The organism is Mycobacterium sp. 663a-19 (assembly GCF_035616495.1).
In the GTDB taxonomy this organism is placed as follows: domain Bacteria; phylum Actinomycetota; class Actinomycetes; order Mycobacteriales; family Mycobacteriaceae; genus Mycobacterium.
The window spans coordinates 42457-60587 of record NZ_JAPJAV010000008.1 but is presented as its reverse complement, the minus strand read 5'-3'; the positions used below and the strand labels follow the sequence as shown (position 1 = coordinate 60587).

Here is an 18131-nt window from a genome sequence, read left to right as displayed (position 1 = left end):
CTGTCCTACGTCGCGGGCGCGGCGCAAATCGCCGGCGTGATGGCCGGGGCGCCGTTGGTGGTGGGCCTTACCCGCCAGGTGCGCGCACGCTGGGAGGGCCGGGTGGGTGGTGGAGTCCTGCAGCCGTGGCGCGACCTCGTCAAACAGCTTGGCAAACAAAAGATCACGCCGCGTGGCACGACGGTGGTGTTCACGGCCGCACCCACCGTCGTCGCCGGTTCGACGTTGCTGATCGCCGCGATCGCACCGCTGGTCGCGACCGGATCGCCGCTAGATGACAGCGCCGACTTGTTCGCCGTCGTCGGCCTGCTGTTCCTGGGCACCGTCGCTCTGACCCTGGCCGGCATCGACACGGGCACCTCGTTCGGCGGCATGGGCGCCAGCCGCGAGATCACCATCGCCGCGCTGGTCGAACCCACCATTTTGCTGGCGGTGTTCGCGGTGTCGATGCCGGCCGGGTCGGCCAACCTCGGTGCCCTGGTGGCGCACACCGTCGCTCATCCCGGGCAGGTGGTGTCGCTGGCGACGGTGCTGGCGTGCGCCGCGCTGGTGATCGTGATCGTCGCCGAAACCGGGCGGCTACCCGTGGACAACCCTTCCACCCATCTCGAGCTGACGATGGTCCACGAGGCGATGGTTCTCGAATACGCCGGTCCGCGGCTGGCATTGGTCGAATGGGCGGCCGGGATGAGGCTGACGGTGCTACTGGCGCTGTTGGCAAACCTGTTCGCGCCGTGGGGGATCGCCGGCGGGCGGCCCAGCGCGCTGGACCTCGTCGTCGGCGTGGCGGCGGTGGCGGCGAAGGTCGCCATGCTGGCCGGACTGCTGGCGACCGTCGAGGTGTTCGTCGCCAAGCTGCGGCTGTTCCGGGTTCCCGAACTGCTGGCCGGATCGTTTCTGCTGGCGCTGCTCGCGGTCGTCGCGGCCAACTTCTTCGCGGTGCCGGCATGACGTACAACGCCTTTTCGGTACTGGTCGACCTCGCCGCCGGCGGGCTGCTCCTGGCCGCGGTGCTGATCGTGTGGCGCCGGAACCTGGCTGCCATCGTCCGGCTGCTGGCATGGCAGGGCGTCGCCCTGACGGCCATCCCCGTGCTGCGCGGTGTGTACGACGGCGACGCCGCGCTCATCGGTGTCGGCGTCGCCGTGCTGGTGTTGCGCGCGGCGGTGCTGCCGCGGCTGCTCGCCCGCGCGGTCGGGTCCGGGCCGCAATCGCACCGCGAAGCCACTCCCCTGGTCAACACCGCCACTTCGCTGCTCATCACCGCCGCCCTGACCCTGGCGGCCTTCGCGGCAACCCGGCCCCTGGTGAATCTGCAGCCCGGGGCGACGACCACCGCCGTCCCGGCGGCCACCGCCGCGGTGCTCATCGCGTTGCTCGTCATGGTCACGCGGCGTCACGCGGTGTCGCAGGCCGCGGGATTTCTCATGCTGGACAACGGAATCGCCGCCACCGCATTCTTGCTCACCGCCGGGGTGCCGCTGATCGTCGAACTCGGCGCCTCGCTGGACGTGCTGTTCGCCGTCATCGTGATCGGCGTCCTGACCGGCCGGCTGTCGCGCACCTTCGGGGGCGCCGACCTGGACGCGTTACGGGAGCTGCACGACTGATGACCGGCCTGCTGCTCACCGCGATCCTCGCGCCCGTCGGCGCGTCGATCGCCATACTGGTCGCCGGATGGCGCAGGGCGACGGCGACCCTGGTGGTCTTGTCGGCGGTGGCGGTGCTCGGGTGCGGCGTGGCGCTCCGCTTCCGCGTCGGATCGGGGACGAGGTTCGCGTTGGGCGGGCTGCTGCGGGTCGACGCGCTCACCGTCACGATGCTCATCGTCATCGGAATCGTTGCCGCACTGGCCACCTGGGCCAGCATCGGCTACATCGACGCCGAACTTGTGCACGGCGAAACCGACATGCGCGGCGCCCGGGTCTACGGTGCGCTGACCGCGGCATTCCTGGCCGCGATGGTTGTCGCGGTGTGCGCCAACAACATCGGCGTCATCTGGATCGCCGTCGAAGCCACCACGGTGATCACCGCCTTCCTGGTCGGACACCGCCGCACCCGTGGCGCGCTCGAAGCGACCTGGAAATACGTCGTGATCTGCTCCGTCGGCATCGCGATCGCCTTCCTTGGCACGGTGCTGCTCTACTACGCCGCCGAGCACGCCGGCGCGCCGGCCGCTGCCGCGCTGAACCTCGACGTGCTGGCGGCGCACGCAGGAGGGCTGCAACCCGACATCGCCCGGCTGGCAGGCGGATTGCTGCTGATCGGCTACGGCGCGAAGGTCGGGCTGTTTCCGTTCCACACGTGGTTGGCCGACGCCCACAGCCAGGCCCCGGCACCGGTTTCGGCGCTGATGAGCGGGGTGCTCCTGGCGGTGGCATTCTCGGTCCTGGTGCGCATCAAGCCGATCATCGACGCGGCCGCCGGGCCCACCTTCATGCGGTCTTGGCTGCTGGTCATCGGGTTGGCGACGCTGGTGGTCGCGGCGCTGATGCTGGCGGTGACACCCGACATCAAACGCATGCTCGCGTACTCCTCCATGGAGAACATGGGCCTGATCGCGATCGCCGCGGCCGCCGGAACCACGCTGGCCGTCGCCGCGCTACTGCTCCACGTCCTGGCCCACGGGATCGGCAAGACGGTCTTGTTCCTGGCGAGTGGTCAGTTGCAGGCGGCGCACCGCTCCACCGCGATCGCCGACATCAGCGCCGTGCTGCGGCGCTCCCGCGTTATCGGTGTGTCGCTGGCCGTCGGTGTGATAGTGCTACTCGGGCTGCCACCGTTCGCGATGTTCGCCAGCGAGTTGGCCATCGTCCGCTCGCTGGTCGACGCCCGGCTCACCTGGGCCATCGGGGTTGGCCTTCTGTTGGTCGCGATCGCCTTCGCCGCGCTGGCGCGCAACTGGGGCCGAATTCTGTTGGGCGCCAGCCCCGTTGACACACCGGAGATCACGGTGCCGCGAACGGTGGCGGCTTCGCTAACCGCCGGCGTTGCCATGTCGATCGCCCTCGGTGTGACGGCGGGTCCGCTCACCGGCCTGTTCACCGCCGCGGCCAGTAGCGTCGGTGCATCGCCGTGAACCGTGACCGGTTGCAGCACAGGCTGTCTCAGGATTCACTGGCCGAGATGGCGGAAGACTTGCTGGGCAATGGCTTTCACCTGGGACTGGTGGCCGCTCACGACGACGACGGTGCATACCGCGTGATCTACTTGTTCCTCGCAGGCGACCCCGATCGCCGCGTCGAACTCGAATGCGTTGTGCCCGCGTCTGATCCGGCCGTGCGTTCACTGGCATATCTTTCGTTCCCGGCCAGTCGCTTCGAGCGCGAGATGGCGGACCTGTACGGGATCCGGCCCGTCGGGCATCCCAAGGCGCGCCGGCTGGTGCGGCATGCCCATTGGCCCGAGGAATGGTACCCCATGCGGCGCACAGCCCCACCTGCGCCCAAACTTGATGGCAGCGGCCACTTCCCGTTCCTCACCGTCGAGGGGCCCGGGGTGTACGAGATCCCGGTGGGTCCGGTCCACGCGGGGTTGATCGAGCCCGGCCATTTCCGCTTCTCGGTCGCCGGCGAGACCGTGCTGCGCCTCAAGGCCCGGCTGTGGTTCGTCCACCGCGGCGTGGAAAAGCTCTTCGAGGGCCGGCCGGCAGGAGGCGCGGTCGACCTGGCCGAACGCGTCAGCGGCGACACCTCCGCTGCGCACGCGCTCGCCCACAGCCTCGCAATAGAAGACGCGCTCGGGATTCGACTTCCCGACGAGGCACACCGGCTGCGCGCACTGCTCGTCGAACTCGAACGCCTCTACAACCACGTCGCGGACCTGGGCGCGCTGGCCAACGATGCCGGGTTCGCCCTCGCCAATGCGCACGCCCAACGGGTCCGCGAACAACTGCTGCGACTCAACGCGAATGTCGCCGGACACCGGTTGCTGCGTGGCGCCATCCGACCCGGCTCGGTCGCGCTGCGGGCGCTGCCGGAGATCGCCGAGCTGCGGTCCATTGCGGACGACGTCGCCGAGATCGCCGAACTGACCCTTCGCAACTCCCTGGTGTACGACAGGTTCGCCGGCACGGCGGTGCTGGACAAGGAAGATGCCCACGCCCTCGGCTGCCTGGGCTATGTGGCGCGGGCGAGCGGCCTGCGCACCGACGCCCGGCTGCAGCACCCCACCACCGCGCTTCCCGTAACCGAGGTCGGCGCAGTCGAGGGGGACGTGCTGGCCCGCTACACCGTGCGGCGCGACGAGTTCGCCGCGTCCACCGCGTTGGCATGCCACCTGATCGAATCACACACCGGCCCAATCGAATACGCTGAAGACATACCCGCACTGCATGCGTCGTGCAGTGGTGTCGGCATCGTCGAGGGATGGCGCGGCACCGTCGTCCATCGCGTCGAGATCGACGCCGCCAACCGGATCACGCGCGCGAAGATCGTCGACCCATCCTGGTTCAACTGGCCTGCGCTGCCCGTCGCGATGGCCGACACCATCGTCCCCGACTTCCCGTTGGTCAACAAGAGCTTCAACCAGTCGTACGCCGGCAACGATCTTTAATCGGCGCGGCTACCCTTCGCCGGCCAGGGCGAACCTGCCGTCGGCGGTCTGGGTGACCAGGCCGTCGGCGAGCAACGAATACAGGGCGCGGTCTCGCTGCGCGGTATCGGTCAGCCACGCCACGTCCAGGTCGGCGCGGGTGACCGGGGATGTGTTGTCGCGCAACACATCCAGCAGCCTTCCGCGGACCTGCCGGTCGGTCCCGGCGTAGGTCTGCGCGCGCCGGGCCGGCCCGTGCGCCGGCGGAAAGCCGGCGCGCCGCCAGGCGCACTCGCTGACCGGGCACAGCCCGCATCGCGGAGCCCGCGCGGTGCACACGATCGCGCCCAGTTCCATCAGGGCCACCGAAAACCGCGGCGCCCGTTCGTCGTCCGGCAACAACGCGGCGACGTCGGCGTGGTCGCGCGCCGCGGACGGCGCACCGGCGTCGGCCAGGCCGTGCACGGCCCGGGCCACCACCCGTCGCACGTTGGTGTCGACCACCGGCACCGGCTTGCGGTAGGCGAAGCAGGCCACGGCCCGCGCGGTGTAGCCGCCCACTCCCGGTAACCCCAACAGGGTCTCGACGTCGTCGGGCACCATGTCACCGTGCTCACGGGCGATGACGGTGGCGCACTCGTGCAGGCGCTTGGCCCGCCGCGGATAGCCCAGCTTGCCCCAGGCGCGCAGCACGTCGGCGGCGCTGGCCGCCGCCGTGGCCGACGGGGTGGGCCAACGCCGCACCCAGTCCTGCCAGACCGGCAGCACCCGCGCCACCGGCGTCTGCTGCAGCATGAATTCGCTGACCAGGATCTGCCACGCGCTCACATCCGGCTCCCGCCACGGCAGGTCGCGCCGCGACCGGTCGTACCAATCGAGAAGATCGGTAACCGCTATGAGTGGCCTGCCGTTCATGCGCGGCTGCGGCATGATGTGTGGCATGCCCAACACCAGCCCGGTAACCGCGTGGAAAGCACTCAAAGAGGGTAACGAGCGGTTCGTCGCCGGTAAGCCGCAGCATCCCAGCCAAAGTGTCGAGCATCGGGCCAACCTGGCCGCGGGCCAGAAGCCCACCGCGGTTGTGTTCGGCTGCGCGGACAGCCGGGTCGCCGCCGAGCTGATCTTCGACCAGGGGCTGGGCGACATGTTCGTCGTTCGGACCGCCGGGCAGGTCATCGACTCGGCGGTGCTGGGCTCCATCGAGTTCGCGGTGACGGTGCTCGACGTGCCGCTCATCGTCATCCTCGGCCATGACAGCTGCGGTGCCGTCAAGGCGGCGGTGGCGGCGATCGAGGACGGTGCGATCCCGGCGGGTTGGGTGCGCGACCTGGTGGAGCGGGTCGCGCCGTCGATCCTGATGGGCCGCCGCGACGGCCTGACCCGCGTCGACGAGTTCGAGGAGCGGCACGTCAGCGAGACGCTGGCGCAGCTCATGGCGCGTTCCTCGGCGATCGCGGAGCGGGTGGCCGCCGGCACGCTGGCCATCGCGGGCGTCACCTATCACCTCGCCGACGGGAAGGCCGCTTTGGTCGACCACGTCGGCGACATCGGGGAGTAAACAGCACAGCTGATTCGGGTGCCCGCGCCGCGATGACGAACCTGCTAAAGGCTCGTATCGTGGCTTATATGACATGGATACAATTGCACGAGCGGATGGTCCTGATGGCCGAACTGATCGACCGGGCCTCCGAGGATCCCGACGCGGCATTGGATTACGGCTGCAGCCTGCCCGACGTGGGGCGGCTGTTCGGCGGTGCGGAAGGCCTGCTGCTGTCGCTGGAGCAGCGTTGGGTGACGTTTTTGACGGCGAAGCTGGATCAGGCTGCCTACGAAGGCGTCCCGCCCGAACGCGCCGCTGCTGAGCTCGCCACCGAGCAGCCGGGGCTGCGTTCACTGCTCGACGCCGCCGCACGGCGGTCGGATCGCGTCCGGTCTCAGGAGCGCGACGACGAGTGGATCATCAAGGTCTACGGCAGCGCAACTGGCACAGGTATGGCCGCGGTAGGGCTGCCGCGGGTGCGCAACCCTGCCGGCGTCGCCGACCCGGCCTGGTCGCAGCAACACCAGCGGATGGCCATCATCGCCGATTTGATCGACCGGGCCTCCGGGAATCCCGACGCGGCATTGGATTACGGCTGCAGCCTGCCCGACGTGGGGCGGCTGTTCGGCGGTGCGGAAGGCCTGCTGTTGTCGCTGGAGCAGCGTTGGGTGACGTTATTGACGGCGAAGCTGGATCAGGCTGCCTACGAAGGCGTCCCGTCCGAACGCGCCGCCGCTGAGCTCGCCATCGAGCAGCCGGGGCTGCGGGCACTGCTCGACGCCGCCGCACGGCGGTCCGTTCGGATGGACGCCCTGGAACACGCCGACGAGTGGATCGTCGAGGTCTTTCACGACGCCCCTGGCCACGGTGTTGCGGTGCCGTAGCTGACCGTCGCCGTGGGCGGTCTCTTACACGCCGGTTGGCCAGCTAACATCGCGACACGCCGGGGCGGGTCGGGCAAAACCACGTGACCTGGCCCTACGGTGTGAATGTGCTGGATCTGGAACCGCGTGGCCCGCTACCGACCGAGATCTACTGGCGGCGCCGGGGCCTGGCCCTTGGTATCGCGGTAGTAGTGGTCGGGATCGTGGTCGCCACGGTCATCGCCTTCATGAGCAACAACGCGGGCGCCAAACCCGCTAACGCCGACAAGGCCAACTCCGCGCAGGCCAAGCCGGCGGCGCCCGCACCGCAGGCGCCCCCGCCCGCCGGGCAGGAGGGGCCGGTCCCGGTGCCGCCGGCGCAGGGGCAAAACCCGGAGACGGCCACGCCCACCGCGGCCGTGCAGCCGCCGCCGGTGCTCAAGGAGGGCGACGACTGCCCCGACTCGACCCTGGCCGTCAAGGGCCTGACCAACGCGCCCCAGTACTTCATCGGTGACCAGCCGAAATTCACCATGGTCGTCACCAACATCGGGCTGGTGACCTGCAAGCGTGACGTCGGCGCCGCGGTGCTGGCGGCCTACGTCTACTCGCTGGACAACAAGCGGCTGTGGTCCAACCTGGACTGCGCTCCCTCCAACGAGACCCTGGTCAAGGCCTTCACCCCGGGCGAGCAGGTGACGACGGCGGTCACCTGGACCGGGATGGGGTCGGCGCCGCATTGCCCGCTGCCGCGGCCGGCGATCGGCCCGGGCACCTACAACCTCGTCGTGCAGCTGGGCAACCTGCGCTCGCAGCCGGTTCCGTTCATCCTGAATCAGCCGCCACCGCCGCCGGGTCCGGCGCCCGCGCCGGGTCAGCCCGCGCTCGCCCCGCCGCCCGAGGCACCGCCGGCCCCGACCGGGTAGCTCGAAGTCAGCTCAGCGGGTCGGCGATCGTCGACTCCGCCAGCTGCGACAGCCCTTCCCGCACGTGGCGGGCCCACATGGCGCCGATGCCGTCGACCGACTGCAGGTCGTTGGCGCTGGCCGCCAGCAGGCCCTGCAGCGTCCCGAACGACCTGACCAGCAGATCGACGTGGGCGAACTGCAGCCGCGGGATACCGGCCATCGCGCGGTAGCCGCGCGGGCTCAACGCTGAGTCCTGCGCCTCCGCGGTCGTCGGGTACCCGAAAACCTTTGCCAGCGAAGTGAAGTCGAGCAGCTCGGTGTCCGACAGGGCGTCCAGCTCTTCCAGGGTCGCGGTCACCTGCGATTCGGAGAGCGGTTCGGGGCTGGCGTGATAGTCGCGCACGATCAGCTCCCGCGCGATGTCGTTGCCGCCGAGCAGCTCCTCGAGTTGCAGCCGCAGCTGGCGCCCGTCGGTGCCGAGTTCGACGCAGTCGTAGTCGATCGCCAGCCCGATGCGCCGGACCAGCTCCAGCCGCTGCACCACCGTCATCACGTCGCGCAGGGTGACGAAGTCCTCGATCTCGGCTCGCGAGAGTTGCCGGCTGACCTCGTCGAGGCGCATCTTGTACCGCTCCAGGGTCGCGATGGCCTGATTGGCCCGCGACAGGATGGTCGCCGAGTCCGCTACCACGTGCCGCTCCCCGCCCACGTAGACGGTGACGATGTTCATCGAGTGGCTGACCGAGATCACCGGGTGGCCGGTCTGGATCGCGGCCCGCTCGGCGGAGCGGTGGCGGGTTCCCGATTCGTCGGTGGGAATGGACGGGTCGGGGACCAACTGCACGTTGGCCCGCACGATGCGGCTGCCGTCGGTGGACAGCACGACAGCGCCGTCCATCTTGGCCAGCTCGCGCAACCGGGTCGGGGCGTACCGCACGTCGAGCGCGAAGCCGCCGTCGCAGATGGCCTCGACGTTCTCGTCATTGCCCAGCACGATCAGCGCGCCGGTGCGCCCGCGCAGGATGCGCTCCAGGCCGTCGCGCAGCCCGGTGCCGGGCGCCAGGCGGGCGATGGTCTCGCGCAGGGTGGGACGGGTCACAGCGTGCATTCTCTGCCACGCACCGTTGGCGCGCAAAAGGGAAGCGCCCGGCCGCCGCCGCCCTCAGGGGGTGCTGGCGTGGTGATCGGCGATGTCGATCATGTGCTCCAGCGCCGCGACGATGGTCGGCGCGCGCAGCGCGCGCATCCCGCTCGGCACGATCTCCCGCCGCGGGTCGTCGCCGTCCGGGATCAGCGCGATGTTGAACCCCTGGCGCACGGCTTCGCTCAGCCGTCGCTCCATGCCGCTGACGCGGCGCAGGTCGCCCGCCAGGCCGACCTCGCCGATCATCACCGCCGTCGTGGGCAGCGGCAGGTTCGCGTACGCCGAGGCCAGCGCCATCGCGACGGCCAAGTCCGACGAGGGGTCGGTCAGCCGCATGCCGCCCACGGTGGACAGGTAGACGTCGTTGACGGCGATGGAGAGCCTGCCGTGCTTTTCCAGCACCGCGCCGATCATCGCGGCCCTGGCGTGGTCGATGCCGCTGACGGCGCGGCGCGGCGAGCCGCTCGACGGCGTCGCCAGCAGCGCCTGAACCTCGCCGATGAGCGGTCGCTTGCCGTCCAGCGTGACCGTGATCGCGGTGCCGGGCACCGGCGTGTGCCGTTGATCAAGGAAAAGGTTCGACGGATCGGCCACGCCTTCGATCCCGTTGTCGTGCAACAGGAAACACCCGACCTCGTCGGCCGCGCCGAATCGGTTCTTGATGCCGCGGACCATTCGCAGCGCGCCGTTGCGGTCGCCCTCGAAATGCAGCACCACGTCGACGAGATGTTCCAGCGAGCGCGGTCCGGCGATGGCCCCGTCCTTGGTGACGTGGCCGACGAGGATCAGCGCGACGTCGCCGGCCTTCGCGGCGGCGGTCAGCCGGGCGGTGACTGCCCGCACCTGGGTGACCCCGCCGGCGACGCCGTCGGCCTCGGTGGTGGACATGGTCTGCACCGAGTCGACGATGACCAGCGCGGGCCCGACCGTCGCGATGTGGTCGAGCACGGTGTGCAGGTCGGATTCGGCGGCCAGATAGAGCTCGTCACCGCCGCAGCCGGTCCGGTCGGCGCGCAGTCGGATCTGGCCGGCGGACTCCTCACCGGAGATGTACAGCGCGCGCCTGCCCGACTGCGCCCAGCGGTGGGCGACCTTGAGCAGCAGCGTCGACTTACCCGCGCCCGGATCGCCCGCAAGCAGCGTCACCGAGCCGGGCACCACGCCGCCGCCGAGCACCCGGTCGAGTTCGTCCACGCCCGTCGACCGGTGCCGGCTGATGTTGGGCGCGACAGAAGAGATCGGGACGGCCCGCGAGGCCGGGGCCCGTCGGCGGCCGCCTACGGAGGCGAGCACCGTCACTTCATCGACGGTGCCCCAGGTGCCGCACTCCAGGCAGCGGCCCACCCACTTGGGGGTGACATGACGGCATTCCGAGCAGCGGTAGTGCGAGCGTGCGTTTGCCACGCCATGACGGTATCGGGCTGGTCCGACAAGTCGCGGTGTCGCGGACGGGCGAGCCCCGCTCAGCCTTGCTGCGGCCCCAGCCCGGCCGAGAGCGGCACGATCACGCTGGCCTTCCCGGCCTTCTCGAAGTCGAAGGTGAAGTTGTAGGTGAGGCCGTTCGTGATGGGCTTGGCCAGGTTGACGGTCGCTTTGGCCGCGGTGTTGGAACCGATGGGCCCGGGCGCCACCCTCGCGCCTTCGGGCGTGCCGATGAACAGCATCCCGCCGGCGGGCAGGCGCGCGTCCCCGTTGATCGTCACCGTCCCGATGTCACTGGTGACGCTCACCAGCCTGTCGGGGACGTCCGGCGACTGGTTGACGGCGACCAGCACCAGGTCCACCGTTCGGCCCGGCTGAAGGTAGTCGCCGGTCTGCACGGCCTGCATCCGGACGTCGCGCAGCGCCACGTTGTTGATCGTGACCCTGTTGCCGTTGACGGCGGGCTCCTGGGTGGCCATCTGCGAGATCTGGCCGGCGCCGCAACCGGTGAGCACGGCGGCGATCAGGGCGAGCACGGGCAGGATCGGGAGGCTGGTCTTCAAGCGGTTCACTCATTGCCTCCTGCTGGGCCTCGCGCCGTCTGACGGCCGTCCGATCGTGCAACTATGCACAGTAGTAGGAAGGCCCTCGCGACGGTAGCGCAGGGCACCAGACCTGCGCGGCAGGGTCCGGATGGGGCCGCCGTACAGGTCGGATGAGGGCATTGGTACTCTGTTGCCTTGCATGTTCCGCTCCGCCTGTCAACCCCTAATGTGCACGTGTTGTGCCCCTGACCTGCAACGTTGTTCCGCACGCGTCGGGCCGCCGTGTTAGACTGAAGTAACGAAAGGGGCTCGAATCAGATGATCTTCAAGGTCGGCGACACCGTTGTCTATCCACACCACGGTGCTGCGTTAGTCGAGGCGATCGAAACCCGCACCATCAAAGGGGAGCAAAAAGAGTATCTCGTCTTGAAAGTGGCGCAGGGAGACCTGACCGTTCGAGTGCCCGCCGAAAACGCTGAATACGTCGGTGTCCGTGACGTCGTCGGCCAGGAAGGCCTCGACAAGGTCTTCCAGGTCCTGCGCGCTCCGCACACCGAAGAGCCCACCAACTGGTCGCGCCGCTACAAGGCCAATCTGGAAAAGCTCGCCTCCGGTGACGTCAACAAGGTGGCCGAGGTGGTGCGCGACCTATGGCGTCGCGACCAGGAGCGCGGGCTGTCCGCCGGGGAGAAGCGCATGCTGGCCAAGGCGCGGCAGATTCTGGTCGGTGAGTTGGCGCTAGCCGAAAGCACCGACGACGCCAAGGCGGAGACCATCCTCGACGAGGTTTTGGCCGCCGCTTCCTGAAGGCCCTGAGGCTCTGGTGGTCGGGGCGGCGGGCAGCGTAGTAGCGGTAGTCCCGGCCGCGGGGTCGGGTGAGCGACTGGCTGCCGGGATCCCGAAAGCATTCTGTGAGCTCGACGGGCGCACCCTGCTGGAGCGCGCCGTTGGCGGCCTGCTGGAGTCCGGCGTCGTCGGCGGCGTGGTGGTCGCCGTCCCCACCGACCGCATCGACCAGGCCGAGCGAGCGCTGGGCGAGGACGCCACCGTCGTGGCCGGGGGAGCCGACCGCAAACAATCCGTGCGCCTGGCCCTCTCGGCGCTGCCCGCGACCGCGGAGTTCGTGCTGGTGCACGACGCCGCCCGGGCGCTGACGCCGCCGGGGCTGATCGTGCGGGTGGTCGACGCGCTGCGGGCCGGGCACCGCGCCGTCGTGCCCGCGCTGCCGCTGTCTGACACCATCAAGGCCGTGGATGCCAACGGGGTGGTACTGGGCACGCCGGAGCGCGCCGGCCTGCGGGCGGTGCAGACGCCGCAGGGATTCGCCACCGAACTGCTGCTGCGGGCCTACGAGCGCGCCGGCACCGCCGATTTCACCGACGACGCGTCGCTCGTCGAGCACGTCGGCGGCCAGGTCCAGGTGGTCGACGGCGACCCGCTGGCGTTCAAGATCACCACCCAGCTGGATCTGGTGCTGGCCCAAGCGATTGTGCGCCGGTGAGCGAGCCGCGGGTCGGTGTGGGCGCCGACGTGCACCCGATCGAACCCGGCCGGCCGTGCTGGCTGGTGGGGCTGTTGTTCGACGGCGCCGACGGTTGCGCGGGGCATTCCGATGGCGACGTCGGGGTCCATGCGCTGTGCGACGCCGTGCTGTCGGCCGCGGGGCTGGGCGATATCGGCGCGGTGTTCGGCGTCGACGATCCGCGCTGGAAGGGCGTCAGCGGCGCCGACATGTTGCGCCACGTAGTCGATTTGATTGCGCGGCAGGGCTATCGGGTCGGAAACGCCGCCGTCCAGGTGATCGGCAACCGGCCGAAAATCGGGCCGCGCCGCGCCGAGGCGCAGGAGGTGCTGTCGGGCCTGCTGCGGGCCCCGGTGTCGGTGTCGGGGACGACCACCGACGGGCTGGGCCTGACCGGGCGCGGCGAGGGTCTGGCCGCGATCGCCACGGCGCTATTGGTGCCCGCCGCGGACGCGCCCTGACCGCCGGGGAAATCGGAACCAGCAGGTAAGCTGGCACGTCGTGACCGATAGCGCCCGCATGCGGCTACACGACACGGCGGCCGGAGCCGTGCGTGACTTCGTTCCGCTGCGCCCGGGGCACGTCTCCATCTACCTGTGCGGCGCGACGGTGCAGGGCCTGCCGCATATCGGTCATGTCCGCAGTGGGGTGGCCTTCGACATCTTGCGGCGCTGGCTGATCGCGCGCGGCTACGACGTCGCGTTCATCCGCAACGTGACCGATATCGACGACAAGATCCTCACCAAGGCCGCCGCCGCGTGCCGGCCGTGGTGGGAGTGGGCGGCCACCTACGAGCGAGCCTTCAGCGCGGCCTACGACGCCCTCGACGTGTTGCCGCCGTCGGCGGAGCCGCGCGCGACCGGGCACATCACCCAGATGGTCGAGTTGATCGAGCGCCTGATCGAAAAGGGCCACGCGTATACCGGCAACGGCGACGTCTACTTCGACGTGCTCAGCTACCCGGAGTACGGCCAGCTGTCCGGGCACAAGATCGACGACGTGCACCAGGGCGAGGGCGTGGCCAGCGGCAAGCGCGACCAGCGCGACTTCACGCTGTGGAAGGGCGCCAAGCCCGGCGAGCCGTCGTGGCCGACGCCGTGGGGGCGTGGGCGCCCCGGCTGGCACACCGAATGCGTGGCGATGGCCCACGAGTACCTGGGCCCGGAATTCGACATCCATTGCGGTGGAATGGATTTGGTGTTTCCACACCACGAGAACGAGATCGCGCAGAGCCGCGCCGCCGGCGATGCGTTCGCCCGCTACTGGCTGCACAACGGCTGGGTGACGATGGGCGGGGAGAAGATGAGCAAGTCGCTGGGCAATGTGTTGTCCATCCCGGCGATGTTGCAGCGGGTGCGGCCCGCCGAGCTGCGCTACTACCTGGGCAGCGCGCATTACCGGTCGATGCTGGAGTTCTCCGAGACCGCCCTGCAGGACGCGGTGAAAGCCTATGTCGGCGTTGAGGATTTCCTGCACCGCGTCCGCGTTCGGGCCGGTGCGGTGGTGCCCGGCGAATGGACACCGCGGTTCGCCGCGGCGCTCGACGACGACCTGGCGGTCCCGGTCGCGCTGGCCGAGGTGCATCACGCCCGCGCGGAGGGCAACCGGGCGCTCGACGCCGGCGATCACGAGGGCGCCCTGAAGCACGCCGGCGCGATCCGGGCCATGATGGGCATCCTGGGCTGCGACCCGCTGGACGAGCGCTGGGAGTCGCGCGACGAGACGTCGGCGGCGCTCGCGGCCGTCGGCGTGCTGGTGGAGGCCGAGCTGGAGAACCGGGAGAAGGCGCGCGAGCAGCGCAACTGGGCGCTGGCCGACCAGATCCGGGATCGCCTCAAGGAGGCCGGCATCGAGGTCACCGACACAGCCGACGGGCCGCAGTGGACGTTGGGCGGAGACGGCACGTAGATGGCCGGTAACTCGCGGCGCCGGGGGGCGGTACGCAAACCCGGCACCAAGAAGGGCCCCACCGTGGGCTCGGGCGGCCGGCGGCGCCGCGCGCTGGAGGGGCGCGGTCCCACGCCGCCCGCGCACATGCGCCCTCACCATCCGGCCGCCAAGCGCTCCCAGTCGCAGCCGCGGCGACCGGCCAAACGCGGCGACGAAACCGAGACGGTGCTCGGCCGCAACCCGGTGCTGGAATGCCTGCGCGCCGGTGTGCCGGCGACCGCCCTGTACGTCGCGCTCGGGACCGAGGCCGACGAGCGGCTCACCGAATCCGTGGCGCGGGCGGCCGATTTGGGCATCGCGATCCTCGAGGTGCCGCGCACCGACCTGGACCGGATGACCGCCAACCACCTGCACCAGGGCGTCGCGTTGCAGGTGCCGCCGTACCGCTACGCCCACCCCGACGACCTGCTCGCGGCCGCTCGCGACAGCCCGCCGGCCCTGCTGGTCGCGCTGGACAACATCTCCGACCCCCGCAACCTGGGGGCGATCGTTCGTTCGGTGGCGGCCTTCGGCGGTCACGGGGTGCTGATACCGCAGCGACGGTCGGCGTCGGTGACGGCGGTGGCCTGGCGCACCAGCGCGGGCGCGGCCGCCCGCGTCCCGGTGGCGCGCGCCACCAATCTCACCAGGGCGCTCAAGGGATGGGCCGACAGCGGGTTGCGCGTCGTCGGGTTGGACGCCGACGGCGACACCGTGCTCGACGAGCTCGACGGCACCGACCCGATGGTGGTGGTCGTCGGATCGGAGGGCAAGGGCCTGTCGCGGCTGGTGCGGCAGAACTGCGACGAGGTGGTGTCCATCCCGATGGCCGGTCCGACCGAGTCGCTGAACGCTTCGGTCGCCGCCGGGGTGGTGCTCGCCGAAATCGCCCGCCAGCGGCGGCATTAGGTGATCACCCGGCTAATCGCTGCGCTGCTGGCGCTGGTGGTGCTTCTGGCCGGGCCGGCTGCTGCGCAAGGATCCGATTTCGACCTGCAGGCGCACCGCGGCGGGCGCGGCGAGACGACGGAGGAATCGCTGCGGGCCTTCGCCAAATCGCTCGAATTGGGCGTCAGCACTTTGGAACTCGACATCGGCATCACCAAGGACGGCCAGCCCCTGGTGTGGCACGACCCGACGATCGAGGCCGAGAAGTGCTCCGACACCGCACCCGCCTTCGCCGGTGACCCGGCCTATCCCTACGTCGGCAAGCTGGTTCACGAGCTCACCCTGGTGCAGATCCGCACGCTGGACTGCGGCCGCCGGCTCGACGAGTTTCCCGATGCGGAAGTCGTGCGGGGCAACAGGATAGCGACGCTGCCGGAGGTTTTCGCGCTCGCCGACTCGTATCGCGCCGACGTGCGCTACAACATCGAAACCAAGGTCGAGGCCGATCACCCGGGCGCCTCGGCGGAGCCGCAGGAATTCGTCGACGTGATGCTGGCCGCGGTCCGGGCCGCGGGCAAGGTCGACCGCGTGGAGATTCAGAGCTTCGACTGGCGCACCTTGCCGATGGTGCGCCGGGCCGAGCCGTCGATTCCCTTGGTGGCGCTGTACAACGAGGAGACCTGGCCGCCGGATTCCGGCGACCCGATGGTCGGCGCCTTGATGGTGGGTGCCAATGCGGTGTCGCCGCGATATGGGCTCGTCTCGGGCAAACCGTATGTCGATCACGCGCATGCGTTGGGGCTCAAGGTCATTCCCTGGACGGTCAACGACGCCGACGCCATGCGCGCGCAGATCGGCTACGGCGTCGACGGCCTCATCACCGATTACCCGACGCTGCTGCGCGGTGTGCTGGCCAGACTCGGCACGCCGCTGCCCCCGTCGTACCACCGGAGTTAGTAGTCGCCGCGGTACCCTATGGGCCGGTACCATCTACCTCTATGGCGTTAAGTATCGAAGATCCTGAGGTGGATCGGCTCGCCGCGGAACTGGCAACCCACTTGCACACCAACAAGACCGACGCGATCCGCCACGCCCTCCGCGCCCAGCTGGCGCTGCTGGAATCGCGCGTTGGCGACTGCCAGACACGGCTTCTCGACGTCATGCGCACCGAAATTTGGCCCCTACTAACCGACCGCAGGCCCGTCACCAAGCGCGAGCGCGAGGAAATCCTTGACTACGACCCCGGAACTGGGGTCTGAGCGCACGATGATTATCGACACCAACGCCGTCCTGGGCTGGATTCACCTCAAACAACCCCACGTCGGCGAGGTTGCCGCCGCCAAGACCGGCACCAGCGGCGGGTAGCGCTATTTGCGGCATCTGCCGGCTAGCGGGACATGCTTTCGGTCAGGACGGGAACGTGGTCGGGCTCATGCCGGCGCCTGCGGTGGTTGGCGCGGGCGGCGCGCCAAACCATGCCCGGGCGCAGCAGCCGGGTAGCGGGGTCGACAAATGAGGTCACTCGGAAGAATTGCTCGGCTGCGGCGGGGTCGTATTCGGCCGCGGTGAGCACCCGATCGACGTACACGTTGAGCAGCCGGGTGAGCAGTGGTGGTGTGCCGTCGATTTCGGGTAGGCAGAGATCGGGATTGGCCGACAGCTCCCACGCCTGGCGGATCGGCACCGCCGCGGCGCGGAAGAAGTGCCGCGCCAAACCCCTTGTGCCCCACAATAAACAGTCGCGCAGCGCCAGCGCTTCCAGCGCGGCCACCGTCATCCCCTGGCCGTAGATCGGGTTGAAGCTGCAGATTGCGTCGCCGACGACCAGCAGGCCCTCCGGGAATCGCCGCATCTTGTCGTAGCGGCGCCACTGACTGGACGGCTGACGGTGCCGCGTGGGTTCTCCGACGGGTTCGGCGGCCCGCACCGCGGCCAGCATCCGCGCGGGTGCATATCCCTCGACGAACTCGCACATGGCCGAAAGGCCAAGGGGTGGCTCGTGACCCGCTACGCCGAACACGGTGAACATCCAGAGGTCGTTCTCGCAATGGAGAATGCCCAGCCCGTGCGGGCGACCCGGCACGACTCCGACGACGAAACCCAGTTCGTGCAGCGCGTCCGGCGCCATGCGCAGCAACTGGCTCGTGTAGGTCAGGCGCACCGCGACGTGATCCTCGCGCGGGCGGTCGTAGCCCAGGCCGTTCAGCCATGTCGGGGTGCGGGCGGCGCGCCCGGTGGCGTCGACCACCAAGTCGGCGCTCAGCGTGGCGTGTTCGCCGTTGCGCCGGTTGACTACTCGTGCGCCGGTGACGCGGTGGTTGTCGGGCGTCGCGGTCAATTCCACGATGTCGTGCTCGTCGAGCAGCGTGACGTTGGGGATGGTGCGCAGGCGCGCGCGGACGTGTTCCTCGAGGAAGGGCCGGGTCGCGAGATAAGCCGTGACCGAGGTGGCGCTGCCGTCGCGCACCATCAGGTGGCCGCCGATGTCGTAGTGCAGCCGCGACAGATCACTGCCGTCCATGTAGTGCGCACCGTCGAGGACCATCTGATCGAGGATGCCGGGGAACAGCTCCTCGAGCACCTGTGCGCCGCGGGCCAGCAGGCCATGGAGGTGCCGGCCCTGCGGCACACCCCGGCGGGCTGCGCCAGAGTCGGGCAGCGGGTCGCGCTCCACCACCGTCACCGCGTCGAAGAACTCGCTCAGCGACCGCGCGGCCAACAGCCCGGCCATGCTCGCTCCCAATACCACCGCGTGATTGCCGACCTTCGCCATAGCCCACCGCCTGCGCCGAGTTGTTAGCTGACAAAAGCCATGCTCACGCGGCACGGTGGGCGTC

Annotated in this window: 19 protein-coding genes; 14 read left to right on the top strand and 5 right to left on the bottom strand. The window is 69.8% G+C overall.

Annotation, left to right across the window (positions count from 1 at the left end; all coding sequences use genetic code 11):
- From OQ968_RS15500 to OQ968_RS15485, 4 genes are read left to right on the top strand one after another with little or no spacing between them, the layout of a single operon-like run.
- Nucleotides 1-951, top strand: a complete 951-nt coding sequence (locus OQ968_RS15500) for a respiratory chain complex I subunit 1 family protein (protein WP_324679752.1) — start codon at nucleotides 1-3, stop codon at nucleotides 949-951.
- On the top strand, nucleotides 948-1610 hold the full coding sequence (locus tag OQ968_RS15495; RefSeq protein ID WP_324679368.1) for a hypothetical protein: 663 nt from the start codon (nucleotides 948-950) through the stop codon (nucleotides 1608-1610). The genes OQ968_RS15500 and OQ968_RS15495 overlap by 4 nt, the downstream gene beginning before the upstream one ends.
- Complete coding sequence (locus tag OQ968_RS15490; RefSeq protein WP_324679366.1) at nucleotides 1610-3079, top strand: proton-conducting transporter membrane subunit; 1470 nt, start codon at nucleotides 1610-1612, stop codon at nucleotides 3077-3079. Before OQ968_RS15495 ends, OQ968_RS15490 begins: the two co-directional genes overlap by 1 nt.
- Nucleotides 3080-3126: 47 nt before the next feature.
- Nucleotides 3127-4554, top strand: a complete 1428-nt coding sequence (locus tag OQ968_RS15485) for an NADH-quinone oxidoreductase subunit C (protein WP_324679363.1) — start codon at nucleotides 3127-3129, stop codon at nucleotides 4552-4554.
- Between the two features lie 9 nt (nucleotides 4555-4563).
- Here OQ968_RS15485 and OQ968_RS15480 read toward each other — a convergent pair whose 3' ends face one another.
- Nucleotides 4564-5475, bottom strand: coding sequence for an A/G-specific adenine glycosylase (locus OQ968_RS15480; RefSeq protein ID WP_324679360.1), 912 nt, complete (start codon nucleotides 5473-5475; stop codon nucleotides 4564-4566).
- Here OQ968_RS15480 and OQ968_RS15475 point away from each other — a divergent pair.
- The 3 genes from OQ968_RS15475 to OQ968_RS15465 all read left to right on the top strand — a co-directional run bounded on the left by OQ968_RS15475 (nucleotide 5474) and on the right by OQ968_RS15465 (nucleotide 7862).
- Nucleotides 5474-6091, top strand: coding sequence for a carbonic anhydrase (locus OQ968_RS15475; RefSeq protein WP_324679358.1), 618 nt, complete (start codon nucleotides 5474-5476; stop codon nucleotides 6089-6091). The genes OQ968_RS15480 and OQ968_RS15475 overlap by 2 nt on opposite strands.
- Nucleotides 6092-6195: 104 nt before the next feature.
- Entirely contained in the window at nucleotides 6196-6957 is a 762-nt protein-coding gene (locus OQ968_RS15470) for a hypothetical protein (protein WP_324679356.1), read from the top strand.
- A gap of 107 nt (nucleotides 6958-7064) precedes the next feature.
- Nucleotides 7065-7862: a hypothetical protein gene (locus OQ968_RS15465; protein ID WP_324679353.1), complete on the top strand. Its 798-nt coding sequence runs from the start codon at nucleotides 7065-7067 to the stop codon at nucleotides 7860-7862.
- 7 nt (nucleotides 7863-7869) lie between these two features.
- Here the strand turns inward: OQ968_RS15465 and disA are convergent, their stop codons facing one another.
- The 3 genes from disA to OQ968_RS15450 are packed head-to-tail and all read right to left on the bottom strand — an operon-like array spanning nucleotide 7870 to nucleotide 10982.
- Nucleotides 7870-8952 carry a DNA integrity scanning diadenylate cyclase DisA gene (gene disA, locus OQ968_RS15460; RefSeq protein WP_324679351.1) on the bottom strand — a complete coding sequence of 361 codons (1083 nt, stop codon included), beginning with the start codon at nucleotides 8950-8952 and terminating at the stop codon, nucleotides 7870-7872.
- Between the two features lie 54 nt (nucleotides 8953-9006).
- Complete coding sequence (gene radA, locus OQ968_RS15455; protein WP_324679349.1) at nucleotides 9007-10392, bottom strand: DNA repair protein RadA; 1386 nt, start codon at nucleotides 10390-10392, stop codon at nucleotides 9007-9009.
- 59 nt (nucleotides 10393-10451) lie between these two features.
- Complete coding sequence (locus OQ968_RS15450) at nucleotides 10452-10982, bottom strand: hypothetical protein (RefSeq protein WP_324679347.1); 531 nt, start codon at nucleotides 10980-10982, stop codon at nucleotides 10452-10454.
- A gap of 291 nt (nucleotides 10983-11273) precedes the next feature.
- Between OQ968_RS15450 and carD the strand changes: the two genes are divergently transcribed.
- Genes carD through OQ968_RS15415 form a run of 7 tightly spaced genes read left to right on the top strand, consistent with a single transcriptional unit; the run spans nucleotide 11274 to nucleotide 16553 of the window.
- Nucleotides 11274-11762 (top strand): RNA polymerase-binding transcription factor CarD, encoded by a 489-nt coding sequence (gene carD, locus OQ968_RS15445; RefSeq protein ID WP_003419482.1) that lies wholly within the window; start codon nucleotides 11274-11276, stop codon nucleotides 11760-11762.
- A 16-nt stretch (nucleotides 11763-11778) separates the two neighbouring features.
- On the top strand, nucleotides 11779-12456 hold the full coding sequence (gene ispD, locus OQ968_RS15440; RefSeq protein ID WP_324679345.1) for a 2-C-methyl-D-erythritol 4-phosphate cytidylyltransferase: 678 nt from the start codon (nucleotides 11779-11781) through the stop codon (nucleotides 12454-12456).
- The gene (gene ispF / locus OQ968_RS15435; RefSeq protein ID WP_324679343.1) at nucleotides 12453-12938 is read left to right on the top strand and encodes a 2-C-methyl-D-erythritol 2,4-cyclodiphosphate synthase; all 486 of its coding nucleotides are present in this window, start codon (nucleotides 12453-12455) and stop codon (nucleotides 12936-12938) included. Before ispD ends, ispF begins: the two co-directional genes overlap by 4 nt.
- Before the next feature lie 40 nt (nucleotides 12939-12978).
- On the top strand, nucleotides 12979-14385 hold the full coding sequence (cysS, locus tag OQ968_RS15430; protein ID WP_324679341.1) for a cysteine--tRNA ligase: 1407 nt from the start codon (nucleotides 12979-12981) through the stop codon (nucleotides 14383-14385).
- Nucleotides 14386-15315, top strand: a complete 930-nt coding sequence (gene rlmB / locus OQ968_RS15425; RefSeq protein ID WP_324679339.1) for a 23S rRNA (guanosine(2251)-2'-O)-methyltransferase RlmB — start codon at nucleotides 14386-14388, stop codon at nucleotides 15313-15315. It begins immediately after the preceding gene.
- Nucleotides 15316-16251 carry a glycerophosphodiester phosphodiesterase gene (locus OQ968_RS15420; protein WP_324679337.1) on the top strand — a complete coding sequence of 312 codons (936 nt, stop codon included), beginning with the start codon at nucleotides 15316-15318 and terminating at the stop codon, nucleotides 16249-16251.
- A gap of 41 nt (nucleotides 16252-16292) precedes the next feature.
- On the top strand, nucleotides 16293-16553 hold the full coding sequence (locus OQ968_RS15415) for a type II toxin-antitoxin system VapB family antitoxin (RefSeq protein ID WP_324679335.1): 261 nt from the start codon (nucleotides 16293-16295) through the stop codon (nucleotides 16551-16553).
- Between the two features lie 128 nt (nucleotides 16554-16681).
- Here the strand turns inward: OQ968_RS15415 and OQ968_RS15410 are convergent, their stop codons facing one another.
- On the bottom strand, nucleotides 16682-18067 hold the full coding sequence (locus OQ968_RS15410; protein WP_324679333.1) for a 2-polyprenyl-6-methoxyphenol hydroxylase-like oxidoreductase: 1386 nt from the start codon (nucleotides 18065-18067) through the stop codon (nucleotides 16682-16684).
- Between the last annotated feature and the right edge of the window lie 64 nt (nucleotides 18068-18131).

Excerpts from the sequence above, each read along its gene's own strand:
- OQ968_RS15495 (WP_324679368.1), top strand. The coding sequence starts at position 948 with ATGACGTACAACGCCTTTTCGGTACTGGTCGACCTCGCCGCCGGCGGG.
- OQ968_RS15490 (WP_324679366.1), top strand. The coding sequence starts at position 1,610 with ATGACCGGCCTGCTGCTCACCGCGATCCTCGCGCCCGTCGGCGCGTCG.
- OQ968_RS15485 (WP_324679363.1), top strand. The coding sequence starts at position 3,127 with ATGGCGGAAGACTTGCTGGGCAATGGCTTTCACCTGGGACTGGTGGCC.
- OQ968_RS15475 (WP_324679358.1), top strand. The coding sequence starts at position 5,474 with ATGCCCAACACCAGCCCGGTAACCGCGTGGAAAGCACTCAAAGAGGGT.
- OQ968_RS15480 (WP_324679360.1), bottom strand. The coding sequence starts at position 5,475 with ATGCCACACATCATGCCGCAGCCGCGCATGAACGGCAGGCCACTCATA.
- OQ968_RS15470 (WP_324679356.1), top strand. The coding sequence starts at position 6,196 with ATGGCCGAACTGATCGACCGGGCCTCCGAGGATCCCGACGCGGCATTG.
- disA (WP_324679351.1), bottom strand. The coding sequence starts at position 8,952 with ATGCACGCTGTGACCCGTCCCACCCTGCGCGAGACCATCGCCCGCCTG.
- carD (WP_003419482.1), top strand. The coding sequence starts at position 11,274 with ATGATCTTCAAGGTCGGCGACACCGTTGTCTATCCACACCACGGTGCT.
- rlmB (WP_324679339.1), top strand. The coding sequence starts at position 14,386 with ATGGCCGGTAACTCGCGGCGCCGGGGGGCGGTACGCAAACCCGGCACC.
- OQ968_RS15415 (WP_324679335.1), top strand. The coding sequence starts at position 16,293 with ATGGCGTTAAGTATCGAAGATCCTGAGGTGGATCGGCTCGCCGCGGAA.
- OQ968_RS15410 (WP_324679333.1), bottom strand. The coding sequence starts at position 18,067 with ATGGCGAAGGTCGGCAATCACGCGGTGGTATTGGGAGCGAGCATGGCC.